The organism is Clostridium sp. (assembly GCF_036642255.1).
GTDB lineage: Bacteria > Bacillota > Clostridia > Clostridiales > Clostridiaceae > Clostridium_J.
This window is the reverse complement of record NZ_JAVWDJ010000041.1, coordinates 1-22910: the sequence shown is the minus strand read 5'-3', so window position 1 is coordinate 22910 and position 22910 is coordinate 1. Positions and strand designations below refer to the sequence as shown.

Annotated in this window: 18 protein-coding genes and 1 riboswitch; of the genes, 6 read left to right on the top strand and 12 right to left on the bottom strand. The window is 30.1% G+C overall.

Features of this window, described 5'->3' with window-relative positions:
* Positions 1 to 408: 408 nt before the first annotated feature.
* Together add and RR409_RS16780 are read right to left on the bottom strand one after the other, a co-directional pair.
* Positions 409 to 1401 carry an adenosine deaminase gene (gene add / locus RR409_RS16785; RefSeq protein WP_332558921.1) on the bottom strand — a complete coding sequence of 331 codons (993 nt, stop codon included), beginning with the start codon at positions 1399 to 1401 and terminating at the stop codon, positions 409 to 411.
* Between the two features lie 227 nt (positions 1402 to 1628).
* Positions 1629 to 1728, bottom strand: a riboswitch (purine riboswitch).
* 403 nt (positions 1729 to 2131) lie between these two features.
* A complete protein-coding gene (locus tag RR409_RS16780) occupies positions 2132 to 3277 on the bottom strand; it encodes a hypothetical protein (protein ID WP_332558920.1) in 1146 nt (381 codons plus the stop codon).
* 637 nt (positions 3278 to 3914) lie between these two features.
* Between RR409_RS16780 and RR409_RS16775 the strand changes: the two genes are divergently transcribed.
* A complete protein-coding gene (locus RR409_RS16775) occupies positions 3915 to 5342 on the top strand; it encodes a hypothetical protein (RefSeq protein ID WP_332558919.1) in 1428 nt (475 codons plus the stop codon).
* A gap of 141 nt (positions 5343 to 5483) precedes the next feature.
* On the opposite strand, the gene hydE is transcribed toward RR409_RS16775, so the two are convergent.
* On the bottom strand, positions 5484 to 6515 hold the full coding sequence (hydE, locus tag RR409_RS16770) for a [FeFe] hydrogenase H-cluster radical SAM maturase HydE (RefSeq protein WP_332558918.1): 1032 nt from the start codon (positions 6513 to 6515) through the stop codon (positions 5484 to 5486).
* Between the two features lie 741 nt (positions 6516 to 7256).
* Between hydE and RR409_RS16765 the strand changes: the two genes are divergently transcribed.
* Positions 7257 to 8150, top strand: coding sequence for an effector binding domain-containing protein (locus tag RR409_RS16765; RefSeq protein WP_332558917.1), 894 nt, complete (start codon positions 7257 to 7259; stop codon positions 8148 to 8150).
* Positions 8151 to 8376: 226 nt separating this feature from the next.
* Here the strand turns inward: RR409_RS16765 and RR409_RS16760 are convergent, their stop codons facing one another.
* The 3 genes from RR409_RS16760 to RR409_RS16750 all read right to left on the bottom strand — a co-directional run bounded on the left by RR409_RS16760 (position 8377) and on the right by RR409_RS16750 (position 12199).
* On the bottom strand, positions 8377 to 10314 hold the full coding sequence (locus RR409_RS16760) for an FAD-dependent oxidoreductase (RefSeq protein WP_332558916.1): 1938 nt from the start codon (positions 10312 to 10314) through the stop codon (positions 8377 to 8379).
* Positions 10315 to 10641: 327 nt separating this feature from the next.
* A complete protein-coding gene (locus RR409_RS16755; RefSeq protein WP_332558915.1) occupies positions 10642 to 11238 on the bottom strand; it encodes a TetR/AcrR family transcriptional regulator in 597 nt (198 codons plus the stop codon).
* 238 nt (positions 11239 to 11476) lie between these two features.
* Complete coding sequence (locus RR409_RS16750) at positions 11477 to 12199, bottom strand: MBL fold metallo-hydrolase (protein ID WP_332558914.1); 723 nt, start codon at positions 12197 to 12199, stop codon at positions 11477 to 11479.
* Positions 12200 to 12889: 690 nt separating this feature from the next.
* On the opposite strand from RR409_RS16750, the gene RR409_RS16745 reads away from it, so the two are divergent.
* A complete protein-coding gene (locus RR409_RS16745) occupies positions 12890 to 14674 on the top strand; it encodes a PAS domain-containing protein (protein ID WP_332558913.1) in 1785 nt (594 codons plus the stop codon).
* Between the two features lie 222 nt (positions 14675 to 14896).
* The gene (locus tag RR409_RS16740) at positions 14897 to 15613 is read left to right on the top strand and encodes a DUF3784 domain-containing protein (protein ID WP_332558934.1); all 717 of its coding nucleotides are present in this window, start codon (positions 14897 to 14899) and stop codon (positions 15611 to 15613) included.
* 175 nt (positions 15614 to 15788) lie between these two features.
* Here RR409_RS16740 and RR409_RS16735 read toward each other — a convergent pair whose 3' ends face one another.
* Positions 15789 to 16337 (bottom strand): flavin reductase family protein, encoded by a 549-nt coding sequence (locus RR409_RS16735; RefSeq protein ID WP_332558933.1) that lies wholly within the window; start codon positions 16335 to 16337, stop codon positions 15789 to 15791.
* Between the two features lie 262 nt (positions 16338 to 16599).
* A complete protein-coding gene (locus RR409_RS16730; protein ID WP_332558912.1) occupies positions 16600 to 17454 on the bottom strand; it encodes a VTT domain-containing protein in 855 nt (284 codons plus the stop codon).
* A gap of 835 nt (positions 17455 to 18289) precedes the next feature.
* On the opposite strand from RR409_RS16730, the gene RR409_RS16725 reads away from it, so the two are divergent.
* Positions 18290 to 19261: a YafY family protein gene (locus RR409_RS16725; RefSeq protein ID WP_332558911.1), complete on the top strand. Its 972-nt coding sequence runs from the start codon at positions 18290 to 18292 to the stop codon at positions 19259 to 19261.
* 73 nt (positions 19262 to 19334) lie between these two features.
* On the top strand, positions 19335 to 19781 hold the full coding sequence (locus RR409_RS16720) for a GyrI-like domain-containing protein (protein ID WP_332558910.1): 447 nt from the start codon (positions 19335 to 19337) through the stop codon (positions 19779 to 19781).
* 164 nt (positions 19782 to 19945) lie between these two features.
* Here RR409_RS16720 and RR409_RS16715 read toward each other — a convergent pair whose 3' ends face one another.
* The 4 genes from RR409_RS16715 to RR409_RS16700 all read right to left on the bottom strand — a co-directional run.
* Entirely contained in the window at positions 19946 to 20728 is a 783-nt protein-coding gene (locus RR409_RS16715; protein WP_332558909.1) for an ABC-2 family transporter protein, read from the bottom strand.
* A gap of 4 nt (positions 20729 to 20732) precedes the next feature.
* Positions 20733 to 21536, bottom strand: a complete 804-nt coding sequence (locus RR409_RS16710) for an ABC transporter permease (RefSeq protein ID WP_332558908.1) — start codon at positions 21534 to 21536, stop codon at positions 20733 to 20735.
* On the bottom strand, positions 21533 to 22507 hold the full coding sequence (locus tag RR409_RS16705) for an ATP-binding cassette domain-containing protein (protein WP_332558907.1): 975 nt from the start codon (positions 22505 to 22507) through the stop codon (positions 21533 to 21535). The genes RR409_RS16710 and RR409_RS16705 overlap by 4 nt, the downstream gene beginning before the upstream one ends.
* Before the next feature lie 286 nt (positions 22508 to 22793).
* A partial coding sequence (locus RR409_RS16700; protein ID WP_332558932.1) for a hypothetical protein occupies positions 22794 to 22910 on the bottom strand: 117 nt, incomplete at its 5' end.

Here is a 22910-nt window from a genome sequence, read left to right as displayed (position 1 = left end):
ATTTATAAATCCTGTTATCCACAAATAAATATAGCACCAGTTTCAAATAATATCAATTAGCAATGAGAACTTTACATACATTTAACAATCTTAACATCCATTTATAGTTAATTTCTACATCATTTGTTTCAATTTTAGTGTACCTTGTAAAGGCTATATTATGCAGATTAAAAGTGCTTTTGTACATAAAAATAATAAAGCAGAGGGAAGATTATCGTCCTTACTGCTTTATTAACCACGTCTATCAACTTTCTATGACTAAAGATTGTAGTTATCTAGTATCTTTTTTCATATCTTTCTCTGAATATAGCTACTTGAAAAATAAATACTAATATAATATTAGGTTTTACATCATTAGTAATGGGATAATATTTCTCTTATCTAATAGTCTCTATATTTATTTTAAAACTATATATATTTTTTCAATTTCTCCTTAGTTTCTAAATCAGCAAAAGCTGCTTGAATACTGTTATAATATATCTCCTTATACTCCTCATAGCTTATGTTAAATTCCTTATATACAACATCACACTCATTGGTCATATTAGTATTGGACACGGTTCTGTTATCGGTGTTTATAGTGACCTTTAATTCATCCTTAAAAAAATCATAAATTGGATGATTACTAAAAATATCAACTGCTTTAGTTTGTATATTGCTTGTAGGACACAATTCTAAAGTAATTTTTTTCTCTTTAACAAGATTATAAGCATCCCTGCAATCTTTTATATATACTCCATGTCCAATTCTTTCGGCACCTAATAGCTCCACTGCTTCAAGCACATTTTTACCTATTCCTGTTTCTCCAGCATGAATAGTAACTCTAAATCCATATTTTCTAGCTAAAGTAATGGGTTCTGAAAATTTTTCACAAAAACCTTCGTTTTCTGGTCCGCACAAATCTATTGCTACAACACCTTTTCCTAGAAACTTCTTACCTTCTTCCACTACTTGAAAGGCTTTTTCCACACTCATTGTTCTCATGCAACACAATATCAAGTTGCTTTTTATATCATACTTTTCTTCTCCATCTTTAATTCCCTGTAATACACTTTCTATTATTTCCTCAATACTTAAACCACACTTAGTATGAAGTACAGGTGCAAATCTTATCTCAATGTATTTTACATTTTCCTCCGCACAATCCTCCAAGAGTTCCAAAGTAATTCTTCTTAAGTTTTCCTTAGATTGCATAACTAAATTAGGAAGATGGAATCTTTTTAAATATTCATCAAGAGAGTCACAATCTAAGGGAGCAGTTACTGCTCTTTTAATTGTGTTAATGTGATATGAAGGAATTTGTATTTCATCTTTTTTTGCTAGTTCAATTATGGTTTCAGGCCTAACGCTACCATCTAAATGACAGTGAAGCTCAATTTTAGGCAAATCTAATATATTCATGGTTGACCTCCTTATTAAAATCTATAACTAACACTCATTGATTTCATTCTATTCGGAATCTTCTAGGATGATACTCTACTTATTGGAAGGCTTAATTCTAGAAGGAAATTTGCTCATTAAACTAAGCATGTTCATTAAATCTTTCAAAATCAATGAGATACTTTTACTTTAAATATGGCTATAGCCCAACTTTTATATATAAAAAATTCCTGATTACGAAGAAAATACAAATAGTGTACTTTCTTCGTAATCAGGAATTATAGGTTCCTGGTAGAGACCCCCAAACCGTATCATTGGAGTTATACGAAGTATTAATTCATTATTTTTTTATTAGTAGACTAATATTGTTTTTAATATCAAGTTTCTTCCTTAAATAACTTTAAAGTAGGAACTATATTAACGATATAATTAAATTATAAGCTAAAATCTTATCACTGTAAATTATAAAATTGTAAACTTTTTATTTGATAAACCCACTCTTTTCACTTATTTATAAATAACACATGGAGTGACCTTGTACAAGCTATATATGCAAGTCTTTTATTTAAATTATTTTAATAATAATTTTGTCTAATATTCAGCCATATATAACTATTTGTGGGTATATAGTTTTGTTTTTTGCTTATAAAATATATTTGAATATGAAATAAAATATAGTATAAGATAACCTTTTATTTATGGTTATTTCTAATACCCCTCTAAATTTCAATAAGTCCAATAATCTTTTTTCTTATGAAATTCTATTAAATGCCAGCCCAACTTGTCCATAGGATGCTGCTGTGTCTCTTCCACCAATTATAAATCTATTAACTATACCTGATTTATTTTTTAAAAAAATAATATCTAGTGTACTTGCTTCTATATGAAAGCTATTATTATAAATTGGTATTAATCTTTCCTTATAGGTTTGATTTGTATATAAAAATAAATTCCCCTGTTCTAACCTTATAAAAAACTCTCTTTGTACTTTTTTGTTGGCATATTCTCCAACATATTGTTCCAAAATCTCCACTGGTATTACGCTATCTTCTTTAAATTCTACATCTATAATCTTTAAAATTTCTTCTTTATAGTTTTCCCATTGTCCTTGAGAGTTTTCAATAGCTACTTTGGATATGTTAAACTCTGAATAAAGTTCATCTCCTATATTTCTATATTCAGTAAAGAAACTTATTGCACCCTCTATTCCTTTTAATTTTCTCTTTTTACCATAGGAACTTTTACATATCATATCTATAATATAATCAGTGAATCCACTCCCCCTAAGGTTAAACATCCTCCTAATAAAAGCTTCAATATCCTTTTGATAAAAATAAATTAGTGTAGGCTTGCTTCCCTTAACGATATCTAAGAGCTCACCCACATAATTTTTAATTTCCGTCTTTGATTTATCCTCTAAAAGCATTGTAACAATTGGACCTTGAAAAAAACTACTTTCTATAACAGTGATTTCTTGTGATGAATTTTTATTCTCAATGTACTCATTCCACTTTTTAGCCTTTAGCTCCATATAATTATTAACATTACCATTTTCAATATCAAAAGTTTCTAATTCTTCTATCAATATCTCTGGTAATGTGTCTTTGTATTTACGTTGAATTTCTACATATTTATAAAAATATCTATTATACCTTTTGTGACCTTCTGTTTCTAATATACTTCTAAATTCTGAATATCTATTCAATAGTTCATAATTTTCCTTTTCACTGAGACACGCCTCACTGGAAAATTCTAAAGGGTGCTGTAAACCTACTTCATAATACCACTGTGCCTCTTCATTGTTCCTTTGAAGTTGATGAGCAATAAATTGAGCTATGGTTGACTTCCCTGATCCAGGTAGACCCTCTACTATTATTAGCTTAGAATTTGACTTCATTAGTGTTCCTCCTCTATACTTCACTTCTGCTATACTTATTTATAGGCTTCAACATAAGATTCATTTAAATTTAGGACTATAAGTCTTTATTCACACACCTTGTCTACCTGTGCAAATAGACACCACATTTCTTACCTACATTTTTAATCTTACTAAATTGATTATTCTTTCTTACTAAGGTGTTTTAGCTCTTCATCCAATATTGCTTTAAGCCTATGATCTCCTTAGAGATTATTCCACGTTCCTTTACCTTTTCCTTTAATTCTTCTATATTACTAATATAACAATGTAAAGAAGTTATATTTACAAAATAAATACGTCTCAATTTTTAGTTCATCTTCTCCACATTATCCATATTATTTAAATAACAACCACTTTATTCAGTTAATTGAATTATGGTATCACAGCTTCCACCTATCAACTGAGTGGTGTAGAAAAAAGCTTTCTCGTAACCCTATTTATAAATGCAAGGGATTAAATACTTCATTTATAAAAAATAACTTATAATTTTTTCAAGCTTTCAACATTTTGCTTTATTTCTAGAATTGTTCTCCAGTCACTAATTTATGGAACTCACATATAATATAGTACATCGTAGTACAAGCATAATAAAATTTCATAATAAGGAGTTAATATTATGATCAATCTGGATAAAATCACCCCTTTCAATGGGTTTTATGAAGATCCTGATCTTGGACAACAAAATAACTACGCTTGGTCAATGTCAGAACTAGGCAATTATGTTTATGTGGGAACTGGTAGAAATATAGTATATCAAGTTATGGTTGGTGTATTTAATATTCCACCAGATAGAGTTCCTGAAGCATTTATTCCAGAACCCTTTCCGGACATGAATGCTGAAATTTGGCGTTATAATAAAGATGGAAATGAACCATGGGAAAGAGTATTTAAATCCACACCAACGCAAGGAATTACTGGCTTTAGGTTTATGATTAATTATACAACCCCTGGTGGAAAAGAATTACTTGTTGCAGCAGGTGGCGACTTTTCTAATGTAAGAATGTTAGTCAGTGAAAATGGTGAGGATTGGATTCCTCAAGATAGTGGAATTACTGATGGTAATACCGTTAGGTCAATGCTAGTTCACAATGGCGTATTGTATATGGGTGTTATGGAAGGCCTAGGTGGAGGAACTGAAACCATTCTATACTCAACTACTAATCCACTAATTGGCTGGGACAGAGTAACTTTTGGTATGTCTGAAAATAATCCTAGAGGTGAAATTGCATCAATGGAATCCTTTAATGGTCACCTTTATATTGGAAACTCACTACCTGGAGGTTTCGAAGTTTGGCGTACAATTGGTGCAAGTCCTGAAATCGATAATTGGAGATTAGTAGTAGATAAAGGCGCTGGAGATGCTTATAATGAACATGCTCTAAGCATGAGGGCATTTAATGGGCAACTTTATGTAGGTTCCGGTATTTGGTTTGGTATTTTCAGCATAGATCCTAACAGAAGATTTATTCCTCCAAAAGGCTTTGATTTGATAAGAATATTCTGTAATGATAGATGGGAAGTAATAGCTGGAGGTGCTCCCTTATCTCCTACAAATCCCGTAACTAATGGTATAAGAAATCCTAGAATGCCAGCTGGTTTCGGGTTCGTTTCTAACGCATATTGCTGGCAGTTAGAGGAATATAATAATAAACTTTACTGCGGAACTTGGGATTGGTCAGTGCTTGTTCCTACCATTATATGGAGTTTAATCCGCAATAGAGATGCTCTAGGAGGTATTTTACCTGAAGGTTTAGACTTAGATTCTTTAGATGTGGAGGATTTTATTAGGCTTCTTCCTATAATTAGAATTATAATTCTCTTTATTTTAAGATCTCTTACAACTATGGGTGGGGATTTATGGAGTTCTTCTAATGGTGATTGTTGGATACCAATTTCTTTAAATGGTCTAGATAATCCTAAAAATTATGGTATTAGAAAGTTGTTCCCTGCTAACGATGGTAGACTTTATGTTGGTACCGCTAATCCTTATGAAGGTTGTGAGGTTTGGAGATCAGAGCGCGAAAGATGCTTTCCATGGGATTAATTAATATTTAAGGAGATGGCTATAGCCATCTCCTTTTTATATGATATTAAATTAAAAACTTTTCTTGTACCTAATATTGTCTTGGTTTTTTAACTCTTCAGATATAAATATATGAAGTTTTATCTAAAAAGTATGTTAAATCTAATTTTTTTCTTTGTTTCTGAAGCCATATTCCTGAGATACTTTTCTACCAATACCATTTATTTTTCCTGTTATGCAACTTCTACAGTGACCTGGTGTATCGTTGATGCAAATTTTTCCTGGATAAAGGGCATAAAGCTTTCTGTACTCTCCCTCTGTAACATTGGGCATTACAACATTAGCACCACTTTGTAGTGCAATAATTCTTCCTTGCTTATTCAGTGACTCCATAGCAGTAGTGGCAGGAATATTTATGTCTGGAAGTAATAATCTTGTAATTGCCATTACCTTTAGGCTCAAAGTGAAATCCCCACCGATTTCATCCTTTAAAGGAGTATCTTCGTTTGGAATAAAAGGTCCAATGCCCACCATATCAGCTCCGACTTCCTTGAAGAATAATATATCTTGTGCTAAAGACTCAGTAGTTTGGTTTGGAAGCCCTACTAGACAACCTGTTCCCACCTCAAAATCTAAAGCTCTTAGATCTTGAATACATCTTATTCTCTCCTCATGACTCATCCCTGGATCCATATCTTCATAAAGCTTTTTATCTGTGGTTTCAATTCTTATTAAGTATCTATCTGCCCCAGCTTCTTTATAAGCTTTATACTCTTCTAGGCTCTTTTCTCCAATACTTAAAGTTACTGCAACATTTAGTTTCTTTAATTCCTTTATGATAAAAGTCATTCTCTCAACATTGAAATAATCATCTTCTCCACCTTGTAGTACTAGGGTCTTGTAGCCATACCCCACTGCTTTTCTACCTAAATCAATTATCTCTTCAGGTTGAAGTCTATATCTTTCAATATTTTTATTTCCTACTCTAAGTCCACAATATAAACAGTTTCTCTTACATATATTAGAGAATTCTATGAGTCCTCTTAGATGAACTTCATCACCAACATACTGTTTTCTAACTCTATCTGCAGCCGCAAAGAGTTCTTCATCATATTCATTACTATTTAACAGTAAGACTATTTCTTCCTTTGATAATTGATGTAACTGCTCAGCTTTTTTAATTAAATCCAGCATATTAATCCCCCTATTTATATATATTTTATTTTCTTAAACCTATTTAAAAGTCCCTGTACTCTCTACTAGGTTGTTATGTTTTCATTTGACACTGTGTAAGCTTTTTACAAAGTCATTAATATCTATATAAGCTAAATAACCTATATTAAAAGTAAATTCGCAATTTTCTTAGGCATTTTATTGGCTTGTTAATATTATAACAGAAACTCATGAAGATTCCACTAAAATTAACTACCTCATAAGTTAACAAATTATAGATTTATATACAAAACTAAGTATGTTTTCTTATTCTTCAAAATGAGAGCATATTTTATGTCCATCTTAAATCCTATGTTAAAGATATTATATTGCACGAACTGATTCAAACTAATTACAGTAGAAAATAATAAATATACATATTAACATCATATTATACCTCTTTCTCCATGTTTTTCTAAAGCAATAACTTTATTTGCTAACACATCCTATTAAATTATTATTTCCTATATAATGCAGAACTTATGTCATTACCTTTTGTATGATATATCCTTTTTTTCACAGTCCTTAATTTTGTGCTAGTACTGTCCTATATTCTTTGTCTGCTATAGTGATATTTAATAAGGCTTTTCAAGTTTTTTTGCAAAGGTCTTATTAATTAAAAGAATAGCTTCTTATTTAGCAATCTAGGAAAAGAAATACACTTAGGTATATGTTAACATATACTTACAGTACTGATTTAAATTCATCAAAAGGAGGCTCCTAATGAACTATACAGATATAATTCAAAATACTTTAAACTATATAGATGACCACATTACTGAAAAACTATTTGCTGAGGAATTAGCTAAACTAGCTGGATTTTCCACCTATCACTTTTATAGAGTTTTTCGCAATCTTGTTGGAATTACAATTATGACTTATGTTACAAGAAGAAAACTTCAATATGCACTCTATGAATTAAGTATTGGAGGTAAAGTATTAGATACTGCTTTAAATTATGGCTTTGAAACCCATGCTGGTTTCACCAAAGCCTTCAAGAAGCATTTTGGGTATGCACCTAATTTTTATAGAATCCATGCACCTATATCTCTGCCTCAGAAAGTAGATTTGAAAAAATTAAAAGAAAATAATATTGGAGGAATAATAATGGAACCTAAAATAATGATAAAAGAATCCTTTAAAATTGTTGGATATGAATTTAAAACTACATTAAAGGATAATGCACATTCAAGGGATATTCCAGCTTTTTGGGATAAATGCGGCACTGGAGATACAGAAAGGATCTTATATTCTTCTCAAAACACTGTAAGACACGGAGAATATGGAATCTGTGTAAATACAAACCCAGATTCTGAAGAGTTTTCTTATTTACTAGGGGTAGAAGTTTCTGACTTTGGTAATGTTAAACAAGATATGTTTAGCATCCAAGTACCTAGTGCAACTTATGCAGTATTCACTACTCCTGCCGTGGAGGACAAAGACTTCGTTGCCTCTATAGAAGGTACTTGGAGGTACATTCTTGAGGATTGGTTCCCAAGTTCGAACTATGAAATCGATGATTCAAAATTAGACTTTGAATTTTATGATGAACGTTGTCATCCTTGGGAATATGAAAAAGTATCCATGGATATTTACGTACCAGTAATTAAAAAGTAACTATAAACTATTTCTATGGACATTTGAATGGTTATAGAGAAAATAAGTAAAATAAAGACTACAGCTAGATTTTTATCTGTAGTCTTTTAATTAATGAGCAAACTGATTTAACTTAAAAAAATAAGTAATTTTTGCCAATAAGATTTAAAGAAAAGTTTTGCACTGATTTGAACTAATTTTATAAATAAATGCAATTAACTGAATTAGCTAATACTATATTAATTCACTAAATTTCTCTTGCAACTGAAGCAGCTTCTGCAGTAGCATTAAGAGCTCTACGTGCTCTAACTGCATCACCGATTACATGATAAGGTATATTGTTTTCTTTACAGTAATTTTTTATATTATCAAAGTTACGTGATCTAGCACCAATAGCAACCACTACTGAATCACAACTTATTTCTTCCATAGTGCCATTTCTTTCTATAACAACAGCGTTATCTTTTATTTCAATGCATTTTCCATTAGTTATTGTATTTACACCAGATTTATAAATACTTTCCATAACGGTAATCTTACGCAAGTCTCCAAGGTCTTTACCTACTTGATCTAGCATTTCAACAACAGTAACTTTCTCAACCTTATGAGCTACATATTCTGCAACTTCTAAACCAACAAGTCCGCCACCTATGATTACTACTTCCCCCTTAACTTCTACTTTTCCTGCAAGTACTTCATGGGAGTTTGTAACTTGTGATAATTCAGCTCCTGGCACATTTAATTTCATTGGTGTTGATCCAACTGCTATAATAACTTCTTCTGCTTTAGTTTCTATAATAACTTCAGGAGAAATAGGGGTATTTAATCTTATTTCAACTCCTGCTCGTCTTGCTTGTTCTCCCATTGCTAATGCTGCTTCCTTCATTTCTTCTTTCCTTGGAGCAACGCCTGCAAGAACGAATTGACCCCCAAGAGAATCTGATACTTCACATAAAATCGGATTATGTCCTCTTTCTTTTAAGGTAATAGCAGCTTCAAGTCCAGCCACCCCACCACCAGCTATTAATATAGTTTTAGGATTATCTGTTTTTATTAATTTATATTCCTCTTCTCTTCCAAGAGCAGGATTTCTAAGACATGTTATATATGGCATTTCGGTAGATACAAATCCATCGTAACAACCTTGATTACATCCAACACAACGAATTATACTGTCCACATCTCCAGCTTTAGCTTTATCACAGAACTCTGGGTCAGCAAGCTGTGCACGTCCAATTACTACCATATCAGCTTTTCCACTTGAAATTATTTCTTCTGCCTGTGCTGGATCATTTATTCTTCCAACTGCTACTGTAACCATTCCAGTTTCTTTTTTTATTCTTGCAGCATTTTCAACATTAAAACCTCTTGGTAAATCTACTGGTGGCACTTCATATTTTATTGCTGCTGTTGAAAAGTTTCCTCTTGAAATATCTAATACATCCACCCCTGCTTCTTTAGACATTTTACAGAATTCTATGATTTCTTCTATAGTTAATCCATTTTCTAAATAGTCATCATGCGCATCTATACGCATAAAAAGTGGCATATCTTCTGGAATATTTTTGCGAATAGACTCTATACACTCAATTAAAAATCTTGCTCGATTCTCTAAAGAACCACCGTATTCATCCGTTCTATGATTGAAGGCTGGACTTAGGAAAGAGTGCGGTACATAATTATGTCCAGCGTGAAACTCCACACAATCATATCCTGCTTCAACTGCTCTTCTGGCAGCATCTCCGAATGCCTTAACCGCTTCTTTAATATTACCAATAGTCATTCCTGGAATTGTATATCCTGCCCCTGGTACAGTGATATCACTAGGTATCATTATCATTGCTTCTCTATCACTAGCAACAGCGAGTCCACCTAACCAAAGCTGCACTCCTGCTTTAGCACCAGCTTTATGAATAGCATCAGAAAGTTCTTTTAAACCCTCTATATACTTATCCTCAGCTATTGATAAAAATTTTTTAGGAGCAGCAGGGCTATATACAGAACAAACCTCTGTAAAGTTTAAACCATTTCCACCTAATGCCCTTGCCACATGATAATCTATAAGTTGCTTAGTAACGAATTTATCCTCAGTTGCCATTTTTGTTCCCATTGCTGGAAATTCAACTCTGTTTTTTAATTCCATACCTCTAATTTTAATAGGACTAAAAAGATTGCTAAATGCCATAAGAAACCCCTCCATTATTATATTGTAAACTTAGTCATCTTGTATTAAATGTTTATTTAACGTCACAATTAATTATCCAAGATGCCCTCATAAACTGATTGTATATCATTTCACAAAGTTAATCAATATGTTTAAAACAATTTGTTTTAATTTGTCTAAAAAATTATTTTAGTCTGGTGATTATCCAACATTCTCCCTTGTATAAATCGTAATTCTAAGTTTCAATATCTTGAAACACAATTTACATTTAAAGACCTTAAATAACAAAAGGCCACTTCAATATTACATCGAAATGACCTTGGATAATTTTAAATATGAACTTAATATTTAGCTAAAATTTACATCATTCTTTACTTTTTCTATCACAAACTTTATATATTCTAGTCTTTTTACTTTTTCATTAACAATATCATTATTAAAGAATAAAGTATCCATATTAATAATAGGGTGTAAAATTGATGATAAGAAAATCATTCTATGATATACAAAATTTTCTTCACTACACTTTAACACATCAAAAAGTATCTTATCTAGTTTTTCATTCATTTCCTGTGTTACTTCAATAATTCTAGAAGCTGCCTGACTTTTTTCTTTTTCATTTGCAGCTTCTTTTTGAATTACAAGAATTCCTGGATATCTTAAAGCATACTCCATTATTTCATTTGAACATAGTATAACTTTTTCTTCATCACAATGCTCTTCGCTATCCAATATTGAATAAGCTTCTAATGTGTTATGTACATAAAATTCTTGAACTTGCTTCATCATTTCTTCTTTGGTTCTAAAATAATAATTTATTGCACTTACATTAACTTGAGCTTCCTTGGCAATAGCCCTAATGGGTACATTAGAAGAACCATTTTTTCCTATTAAATATAATGCTCTATCTAAAATTTTTTCTTCAATATTTTTTAATTCTCTCATATTTCACCTCAAAAACTTCTAACCTTATACAAGTAATAATCCAATGCTATACTTAAAAATCTTAAGTACTCCATGTTCTCTTTCATGGCTATAAAGTTTGTTCTAGAATTTACTTAATTGTTATATTTGACATCACATTATATCAAAAATTTATCTTTCTGTATATAATACCCAGATTTTCTTTGCCAATCACTACTTTCAGAGAATGAGGCTAAAACACTTATACTTCTAAATATAACTAGAGTATTTTTTCTAAAGAATCCTTTATATTTTCAGTATATATACCACCATGATAACAAATTATTTTTTCTATATCATAATTTAGTAACTTTTCAATGGATTTTTTCGCTTCTCCCATATCCAAAGTATAATTAGGATTCGCAATTACAAGTTCACCATTTTCTACAACCAAAGCATCCCCTGAAATCAAGGTTTTAAATTCTTTCAAGTATAAAGAAATGTGCCCTGGCATATGTCCTGGAGTAGCAATAACTTCAACTCCACCACACCATGGAAGTATGTCTTTATCTTTTACCATCATATCAACCTTTACACATTCAACAGATTTCAATAATTTTTGAAAGTTTTCTGCATCTTTTTTTTGATCTTGTGGTAGTGAATCATGCAACAATTCTGCCTGCTGTAACCTCAAGGACTTTTCTTTTCCACTAATATATTTTTCATCATCATAGGATGAGATAATTTCTATGTTTGGATATTCTCTTTTAAATTCTGCTAAAGACCCCATGTGGTCAAAATCATGATGAGTAATGATTATCTTTGTTAACTCATTAAGATTAATCCCCTTTGCTTCTACGGCTTTTTTTATCAAAGATAAAAAATGTTTATATCCACAGTCAATTAAAATCATTTCTTTTTCATCTTTTAATATCACTGGATATATGCTATTTATACCATCTCCGAAGTTGAAAGTAATCTCTAAGGCTATAACTTCATTCATTCTATCACTTCTTTCCTCAAATTATATATTTAATATCATATAAAATAAATTTATTTTATATAATATCCTTTGATTTTATATAAAGATTATTTATTGCTTCTTATCTAATTTTTTATCAAGTTGATTTAATTTAATTTCAATTTCTTTAGATGTAATTTTAACATATCAATCTTATCTTCAAGTTTTTAATATCGTTGGGCACTTGAAAGGCAACCCTATAAATCAAATAACCTATACCCAGTATTATTAAAAATATATCTATCATATAAATTCCCATTTTTATCTATAATTTGTTTTCACTTATGTAACAGGAGTTCAATAATTGCAAATAACATATCCTTTATTCATTAATAAACTAATAAGTTTTAATTATCCTATAGTATAATTATAATAAATTATACATTATATTATCTTATTTACCAATACTTGTAATCTATATCTTCCTTAAAGTCTAAAAATCCAATAGATAACGAACTGATATTTTTGAAAATAATCTAATTTCATATAAGCACGTTGTTCAAATAAAAATTAGTAATACATAATTCCTTTTATGGAAACAATACATAGAAAATTGTGACTTAAATCACATAAAATAGCACATTAATAATAGTATAATTATTATATACTTGATAATGATTTTCACTTACATTTTATATATAATATTCTATTTTGAAAGGAATGATGGTTTTTATGAAAAAAGATATAAAATATATAACTATTGATGGTAGAGGGGAACATGATTCCTTTAGAGATTGTATTACAAAAGCTCTTGAGGATTTAAAGTCTAACGAAGGTATCCACATCATAAAAGATTTTGAACCATTTCCAATGTACAAAATGATGGAGAGTAAAGGTTTTGATAAACACTTAGAAAAAATTAGTGATGAGGAATATCATGTTTATTTCTATCCAAAGACAAAGTTAAATAACATTGAAATGACTAATCATTTAAAGGTTGATAATGAAAGAATACAAAGAATGCTAGATATTAAATTAGATTATTTAAACGGCAGAATATCTCTAGAGGTAGCAAAGAATATGATGAAGGATTCCTTTGAAAAAATTACTGCAGAGGAATTTGCTGTAGCTGAACAACATTTAAAATCCTATGGAATTTCAGATGATACTTTAACAGAAAGATTAAAAGACATTTTGGAAATATTTGATGGAATTCTTGTATCTACAGAAGTAGATGCACCAAAGGGACATCCGATTAGAACTTATATGGATGAAACAGCTGAAATTAAAAAAGTCCTATCAGCAATGAAAGACTTACTGCAGAAAAAGTTCATCAAAAATCAATGGCTAGAGTTATATGATAAATTAAGCCAAATTAGTATTCACTTTAGCAGAAAGCAAAATCAACTTTTTCCCGCTCTTGAAAGAAAAGGTTTTGATAAACCTTCAAAAGTTATGTGGACCTTAGACAATAATATAAGAGATATTATTAGAGAGTCAAAAACTCTCCTAAATGAAAATAAAGATGAGAAATTCTTAGCTATTCAACCTGAAGTAATTGACATGATTAAAGATATGATGATTAAAGAAAATGAAATTCTCTTCCCTACTGCCATGGAAATGTTATCAAATCAGGACTTTGCTGAAATGAGAATTAGTGATGATGAGATAGGCTATTGCCTAATAGAAAATCCTCCAGCTTTTATAAATCCTGATTCAAAAGTAAGTAACAATGCCTTAGGTAATAGCGAAAATTTAAATGTGGATCTTCTTAAGGATTTAGCCGCAGTGCTTGAAAAACATGGAGTAACCACCCAAGCAAAAGAAGATGAAATTTTAAACGTTAGCCAAGGTCTTCTTACTTTAAAACAAATCAACTTAATCTTCAAGCACCTACCTATGGACTTAACTTTTGTGGATGAAAATGAACTAGTTAAATTCTATAGTGATACTAAACACAGGATTTTCCCAAGAAGTGCTGGGGTTATAGGAAGAGAAGTTCAAAACTGCCATCCACGTGAAAGTGTTGATACCGTTGAGAAAATTATTGATGCCTTTAGAAAAGGAACTCATGATGAGGCTGAATTCTGGCTTGAAATGGGTGGAAAGTTTATTTATATAATTTATACCGCAGTTAGGGATGAACAAGGTACCTTTAAAGGTGTTCTTGAAATGATGCAAGACGTTACTCATATTAGAAGTTTAACTGGTAGCCAAAGACTTCTAACTTGGAAAAATGACGATAATAATTCTTCTAATACTGAAGAAATTGTTGAAGTTACCCAAAATGAATATAATATTACTAAAAACACAAATATAGGAGGGTTACTAAAAGAATATCCTTACTTAAAGGGTTTCTTAATATCTCTTAGTCCAAAGTTTGAAAAACTAAATTCTCCTATATTCAAAACTATGGCTGGTGTGGCTAGTCTTGAAATGATTAGTGCTAGAGGTGGCTTTGAAGTTTCCGACTTAATCGATAAAATAGTAACTGAGATTGATAAAAATAATAAATAATTCATATTATAAGACCTTCTTATACAAAAGAAGGTCTTTATTCTTAGTTTAGCCAAGTAACGGACTTCACTTATAGGCTAATATTCCCATTGAAAAATATATAAAAACTAACCTTGTTTGACTATAAATAATATAATTTTTTGCCTACAAAATTTACTTCTGTAATATAATGTATTATAAATAGTATTGTAATATATTAAAATTCTGTATAGGGAGTGATTAATCATATTTCCTTTAATTTTTTTAGGCCTATTATTTTTATTCTTTGGTATTGCCATTGGAAAATTTAAATGGTATTGGCTTATCTCTGGATATAACACCGCTAGTAAGAAAGATAAACAAAAGATTGATATTGAAAATATAGGAAAAAGTTTAACTAAAATGAGTTATATGGTAGCGATTGTGAATCTATTTGGAGCTTTCCTAGTATTTTTCTTTAAAATCTCTATATTAATTTTTGTATTTTTAACCTTAGTGATTATATTTTATTTTGTTTGGCATGTTCAAAAATTTGACCGTAGCTCTAATTCTAAGACTGGCAAAATAATTTTAATTGTAGTAATGATAATAATACTTTTAATTAATGTACCGCTTTTTTCTATGACATACAAAACTACTAATGTTGAATTTACAAAAGATTCTCTAAGAATAATTGGAACCTATGGAAGAACTATTCCTAAAGAAAATATTAATGAAATTAAGCTAGTGGACAATATACCTGAAATTAAAATGAGAACTAATGGTATTGGTTTAGGGAAAATTCAAAAAGGTAACTTTAAATTAGATGGTATAAATAAGGGAGTTTTATTTTTAGAAAATGATAATGGACCTTATATCCAAATCTCTACAAATATTTATACTGTATTTATTAATTATAAATATGATTCTAAAACCTTAGAGCTATTCAATGAGTTAGAGAATGAATTTAAATTAAAGTAGCAAGGATTTTCCCTTGCTATTTTGATTATATCAATAGATAGAACTGTTATCTTTTCAACTATAAAAGTGCAAACAAATAATCTCATTTATGTTGTCATTCTCCATTCCATGAAAAGACTTTGTCTTTTGATTGCTTATTCTGCTAACTAAAACTCATCATTCTAGAACCTTATATCTACTTATTAGCACTGCACACTTTAAATATTGATCCAACCCTATCCTTTAAATCAAAGTATCCTGAATCCATCATTACAGTTGGTTTAACTTTTAGTGCATCTGGTCTTCCATTTTCAAGACAATCCTCATTTGCATATGCGGCAACAATCTCTCCAATAAACATTGTAAAATCAAAGATAGGAATGGTCTGTATTACCTTACAAAGATAATTAACAGGACATTCTTTTATCATGGGCGCATTTCCTGCTACATCATAAAAGGAATCAAAAACATTTGATTTATCTATTTTATTACCAGAAACACTTCCACAGAAATCAATTTTCTCAATAGCTTCTGATGATGGTATATTTACGCTAAAAAACCCACTTTCCACTACCCCTGCTGTTGTACAATGAGAATTTTTCAATGAAATATACAGTACAGGTTTTTGACTTACAACTCCATATGCTCCAATAGTGGCATAATTTGGTTTTCCATTAACATTTGCTCCTGCTAAAACAGTAACATAAGGACCATAAGGGATATTTGCTATTTTCTTTTTCATTATCTTTTCTCCAATTCAATAATTTATTTGTTGCAACACTAAGAATTATATAGGGTAATTTTATAAAAATATAGACTTTTTCTTTCCTCTGAGTTATCATATAGATAGAGTACGCGCCAAATACAATGTACTTATTTTTGATTTTTTATATTAATATAAAAGCCCATAATCCTTTAAAGGATTATGGGCTTGTTTAATAGTACATAAACTATAAACTTAGAGTTAAATTTTACAGCACTTGTTTAATTTATATTTAAATATAATGTTAAGAACTATACTTATTGTCCTTGTTTTTTCTAATGCCCTTTATGGCAAAAGAACTACCTATTACTAAAATAGCTCCAACTAATAACCATAGAATTGGAATTTCTTCTATAACTTTAGTTAGTTCTAAAGATTGTGAGTATGCAAAGGATGTAATCATTTTTGATAGTAATGCTATACTAACAAACTTTTTAAAACTAACTCTACTAACTCCTGCACCAACACAAATAACTTCATCAGGAAGTATCGGAAGTATAAATAGACCTATTAGTATAAGCGTCTCATTTCTAACAACAAAACTCCTATATCTTTCTAGTTGTTTAGGATCTATCGCCTTACTTACCAATTTATTTCCACCTATTCTGGCAATGAAAAACATAGCAATAATTCCAGCCATAGTTCCAGAAAAGCCAATCAAAAATCCGTAAGTTGCTCCAAATGCAGCACTTCCGGTCATAATTGTCACTGGCTCAGGAAATGGTAATATTATAGGTTGTAGAAAGCATATAGCAAAGTATATCCATATTCCTACAAATTTGCTGCTTTTTAAAATAAATTCCATTCCATATTCTTCAATTGAAATTATTAATGAACTAATAGATGAAATTGCTGCAGCTATGGATATAAAGATAAATACATATATAATAATAGCTCTTAAAGCGTTGTAGGTTCTTTGCTCTTCATTAAATTGTGAGTGCAAAAATTCCATATAAATTAAAGTTAAAGCTCCTTGGAAGCCTATTTTATAAATAGGTAGCAACCCCACTAATATAAACTGCATCATATATATAGAACTTATTAATAATAAGCTTTGTATAATTAAATCAAATTTTTTAACTTCAACATTACTCATCATAAACACACCTCCTATATATAATCTACACTTTTCCCTATTGAAACTATTGCCTAAAAGTTTATTATAAAAACACTTCTATAAATAATTTATTTTGTTGTCTTTAGTGCATTATGAGACCAAATAGCAATAACAATATGCCAGATCTAAGTGATTTTCAAATGATACAAATAAGACTTAAAAATATCTGAACTATTATTTCATCTAACTTACCTATCTACTTAATTCATACTTTTATTATAGGTGTTTAATCTTAAATTCATATTAGGAAAACCTTAAGATTTATTAAGAAATTAATATTAGATTTATAGTTCATGAGACTTACTCAGTGACTTTGTCTTTATACTCTATTTGTTTTATAACTTTATTTTTTCATACTTATTTAAATGGATGTTGATCTTCATATTTCATATATCTATAATAAGAAAACATCCAATAATTCATGTTTAAAATAAATGGATAACATTTACTTCTTTATTTTCTACAGCTTAAATTTACATATAAGTTTCATGTTTAACTTATATGTAAATTTGTTTTAACTATCCTATTTCTTAGTATTTCCTTAACCATTTATAATTTGTATTATTTTCTATATGTATACCCCATATAAAACTGTCCATTGTTTAGAAAATACTTATACAAAATAATTCTTCATTTAACCAATTTAATTCCTTATAATAGTTATAAGAAATGTTTTCCAATGAACTTTAATTAGTTAATCTGAAAACTACTGTTCAATATGAAGATATATTTTATTTCAAAATCCTAATAGGATGTTTAGATATATATTACTTTCAACTTTAACTATCATGAAAAAATAGAATAGGAGTGTGAGCTCATGCGACTTCACAGACTTTTAGGAATAATTATGTTACTTGATTCACGAGGAATAATGAAAGCCGTAAATTTAGCTAAAATACTTGAGACATCAGAAAGAACTATATACAGAGATATCGATATATTATGTGAATCTGGTATTCCTATTATGTCGATTCCTGGTCCTAATGGCGGTTATTCTTTTATGGATAGCTATAAAATTAATTCAAATGTGTTGGGTAGTGGAGATGTTGTAAATCTATTACTTTCTAGTATGGGTATCAAATCTGAAAAGAACACCGAAATGTCACAACAATTAAAAAATGCAGTAATTAAACTTGAAAATAGTGTATCAGAAGAACACAGAGAAGAAATTATTAAGGCTAAAGAAAGGTTTTTTATGGATTCTGAACCTTGGTGGGGAAAAAAAATCCAAAATCAAAATGTTGATATAATTAAAAAATCAGTACTGAATCTGAAAAAATTAAAAATAGATTATAAAAAATTTAATGAAGAAGTTTCAGAAAGAATTATACGGCCTTATGGTGCTGTAGTAAAAAATTCCGAGTGGTATGTGGTAGCCTTTTGTGAAGTGAAAAATGAAGTAAGAGTTTTTAAATGCAGTAGGATTGATAATATTGAAGTAATAGACGAAAGTTTCTCTATGGCTGAGAACTTCAATTTGGAGGAGTTTTGGGAGAATAGTAAGCAGAACTTCGTTAAGCAAACATCACTAAAGAAAGATCCTATTGCATATCTGGTAAAAATTAAATTTTATGAAGAGAAGAAAGAAATTCTTGAAGGCTTTACTGTGCATTCTTCCACAAAGACTGAAAATAATTGGATTTATGAAATAGATATGTTAAGTTTTAAAACTGCCTGCAATGTAATTTTTTCTTTCAGCGACAGAGTGGAAGTTATAGAACCTGCAGAACTTCGAAATTATATCATAAAAAAAACTAATAAAATTCTAGATTTATATAAAGTTAGATAAATTCCTGACACACTATTGTCAAGGATTCCTTGATATAATTAACATATAAAATAAATGAAGGGAGATAATAAGTATGGAAGAAAAAATAGTAAATATTCAAGGATTTAAGGCTGTAGGTATTACCTATTTTGGCAACAATGAAAATGGAGAGATTCCTAAACTTTGGGAGGCTTTTAACAGAGGTTACATTGATATAAAACAAAAAAGTAAATCTATGTTTTGTTACGGTATATGCGATGAAATGGATTCAGATTGTAGGTTCCACTATACTGCCTGTGCAGAAGTAGATAGTTTTGAAGATGTGCCCTCTAGCATGGAAACGAAAGTTGTCCCTGGTGGCAAGTATATGGTTTATACTTATAAAGGGGATATAAAAGACTTAGGTGGATTTTACAATGAAATATTTAGTAACTGGATTCCAACCTCAAAATGTGAACTAGATTCTAGACCTCAACTAGAATTATATGATGAGAGATTTATGAAAAATGGTGAATTCGATATATATATCCCTATTAAGTAATATTTTTGCCATGTAAAAAGGACGTGTGAGTAACCCGTCCTTTTCTATTTATCGGAAATTTTCTTAGCCTTTATAACTTCTTCTTTTAGTTTAAATTCCAAGCTGAAAGTAAAATAACAATGACGTTAAACAAGAATACAAACAAAATATTATTATCTACCTTTCTATGAACCTGTAGAAGTATAATGTCTAACACCAATCCTCCAAAATATATAACTAGGGATTGTAAATAAAAAAGCTATCAGGGGTGATAACATATAAAAAAACTTACTACCATCATATTTATCTATAAGAAATAGAAATGGATAATAATTTATAAAAGCCAGTGGTACCACAAAAGTGAAGAATTTCAACACCCATTCCTTATATATATCTAAAGGATATTGAGCTAATTCCCTGCCCCCATCAGTGAAGATATTCATAAATTCTAGTCCTTCTATGGTAAAGAAACAAATGGATGCATATATCATGAAAAAGGAGAAAAACAAAATAATCCCACCCAATATCATTAGTATAAGTGTTAATATCTTTTCAGCATTCCAAAACACTCCACAGGTCACTATTCCATAAACAAACACTATTAGTGCTTGTATAAGTCTTCCTATTCTAGAAAGTTCAATTCTAGATCCCAACACTTGAAGCATCTCATTTTGAGGTCTTACCATGATTCTATCAAATTCTCCATTTGATATTATTCCTGAAAAAGCATCAAAACCTCTTCCAAAGCATTCAGCTAAGGCAAAGGACATAAATATTGTACTAAAACATAAAAGAACCTCATTAAAAGTATACCCCTTAATGCTTCCAAACCTTTGGAATAAAAAGTACATTGTTAGGAATGAAAAAAAGGTTGTTAACCCCTGTCCAATTGCTGTAAGAATAAAGGAGGTTTTGTACTCCATAGCAGACCTTAAATGAATAGAAAAGTATTTTAAATAAAGTCTCATTTGCCTAACCTCCCTGCACTACTACATTTTTTATGGTTTTCCCTAGTAAAAACTTGCCAAATAAGATTAAAACTATTGACCAAATACCCTGCAAAGTTATAGCCCAAAGTCCTTCATAAGAACTTAAATTTCCACTATAAATTCTAAAAGGCACATTTTGCATTGCAGCAAAGGGTGATAGATAAATATATTTAGTGAGCCAAGTTGGTAATAAAGGTAATGGAACAAGACCTCCTGATAAGAAGTCAGCTGTCATTACTAGGGCAAGTCTTACCCCCATAGGCGATATAGTATAAAAAGTAAGTATATATACTAACATGCAATATGCTACAACTACTATGAACGCAAAAAGCATTGCCAAAAGAAATAACAAAGCAGACATCCATGAATTTGGCAGGTAAAATTTATAGGGTTCTGGCAAAAAGAAAGCAATTATTAATATAGGAAAACATCTTAATAGCGTTTTTGAAAGTCTTGTAGCACAGCTCTTTGCAAACCATAAATTATAAATATCAAGTGGTCTACATAACTCATAAGAAACATTTCCGCTTCTAATAAGTTCAAATATTTCATTATCTAGAAACCAAGTCATAAAAAGTGCCAAGAAAGCCTGATTCAACCATAGGTAGCTTGATAATTGTGAAAACTCCATGGGTGCCATTGCAGGGTTACTACTATAAAAGGCTTCATAAAGCATAATAAACATAAACCCCCAAGCAAACTGAGTTGCAATTCCTGCATAAGCTGCTGTCCTGTATTGTAGCCCTTGTATAAATCTAATTTTGAAATAAGAAATATAAGATTTCATATTTTATACTCCTTGTACAGGCCTACTACTACATCATCAACAGTGACAGAGTTAATACTGAAATCAATAATTTCTACCTGCTGTGTGAGACATCCAATTGCAGTTGAAACTGATATTATATCCGTATCTATGGAAATTACTGCTCGAGAAGAGTATTTTTCCACAAAGCCTAGCCCCTGTGGTAATCCGTTAATATTTCCTAGGTAATCAACGGTTATAGTTCTACCCTTATTAAACTTTTGCTTTAAATTATCTATGTTTCCATCTAATAAAACTCTCCCCTTGCCGATGAGAATAATTCTTTTAGTAAGAGCCTCAATATCCTGAGTGTCATGGGTAGTTAATATTACTGTGGTTTTATTTTCTTTATTGATATTTTTTATGAAATCTCTCACTGCAATTTTTGAAACTGCATCAAGGCCTATAGTAGGTTCATCTAAAAATAAAATCTTGGGACTATGTAAAAGTGAGGCAGCAATTTCACATCTCATTCTTTGGCCAAGACTTAATTGTCTTGTAGGAACTTTAATAATATCTTTTATATTTAGCATTTCGCTAAGCATGGTGACATTCTTTTTGAATTTATTTTCTGGTATTTTGTAAATATCCTTTAACAGCTCAAAGGAATCTACTACAGGCACGTCCCACCAAAGCTGAGAACGTTGTCCAAAAACTACCCCAATGTCCCTTACATGGCTAATTCTATCTTTCCAAGGAGTTTTTCCATTTATTATGCATTCTCCTTTATCTGGGTGTAAAATACCACTCATTATTTTGATGGTAGTACTTTTCCCTGCTCCATTTGGTCCTATGTAACCTACCATTTCCCCTTCATCAATTTTAAAAGAAACATTGTCCAATGCCTTAACTTCTTCGTATTCACGGCTAAAAAGTGCCTTAACTGCTTTTCCAATCCCAGCATTTCTTTTTGAAACCTTAAAAGACTTGGATATTCCCTTCATTTCAATCATTTTTCTCCCCCCAATCCTATTTAAAATGGATAAAACCAAATATAAATTCTAAGTAAAAACAAATATTCCTTTTCTCGGAAATTTTCCTCGAAATTAAATTATACCACCATTATTATGGAAAAAAAAGTATATAAGTCTTTTGACCTATATACTTTTTCTAATCTTAAGTACTTTATCTTATTTTATTATTTTGTCTTTTATTGTGTTTTGGATGTGCTAATCTTCAATTATATACTTTTTTTATTTAATTAGTAACAACGTCATAATGAATAATACGAATTCCCTTTTAAATTTTCTCTCTATACTGTTCAATCAAATTATTTTTTACCTGCCAAAGTTTTTCTGATAAATCCACATAATATTTATGTGGATTTTCAAATCTTTTTAATTCATCCCATAAGGA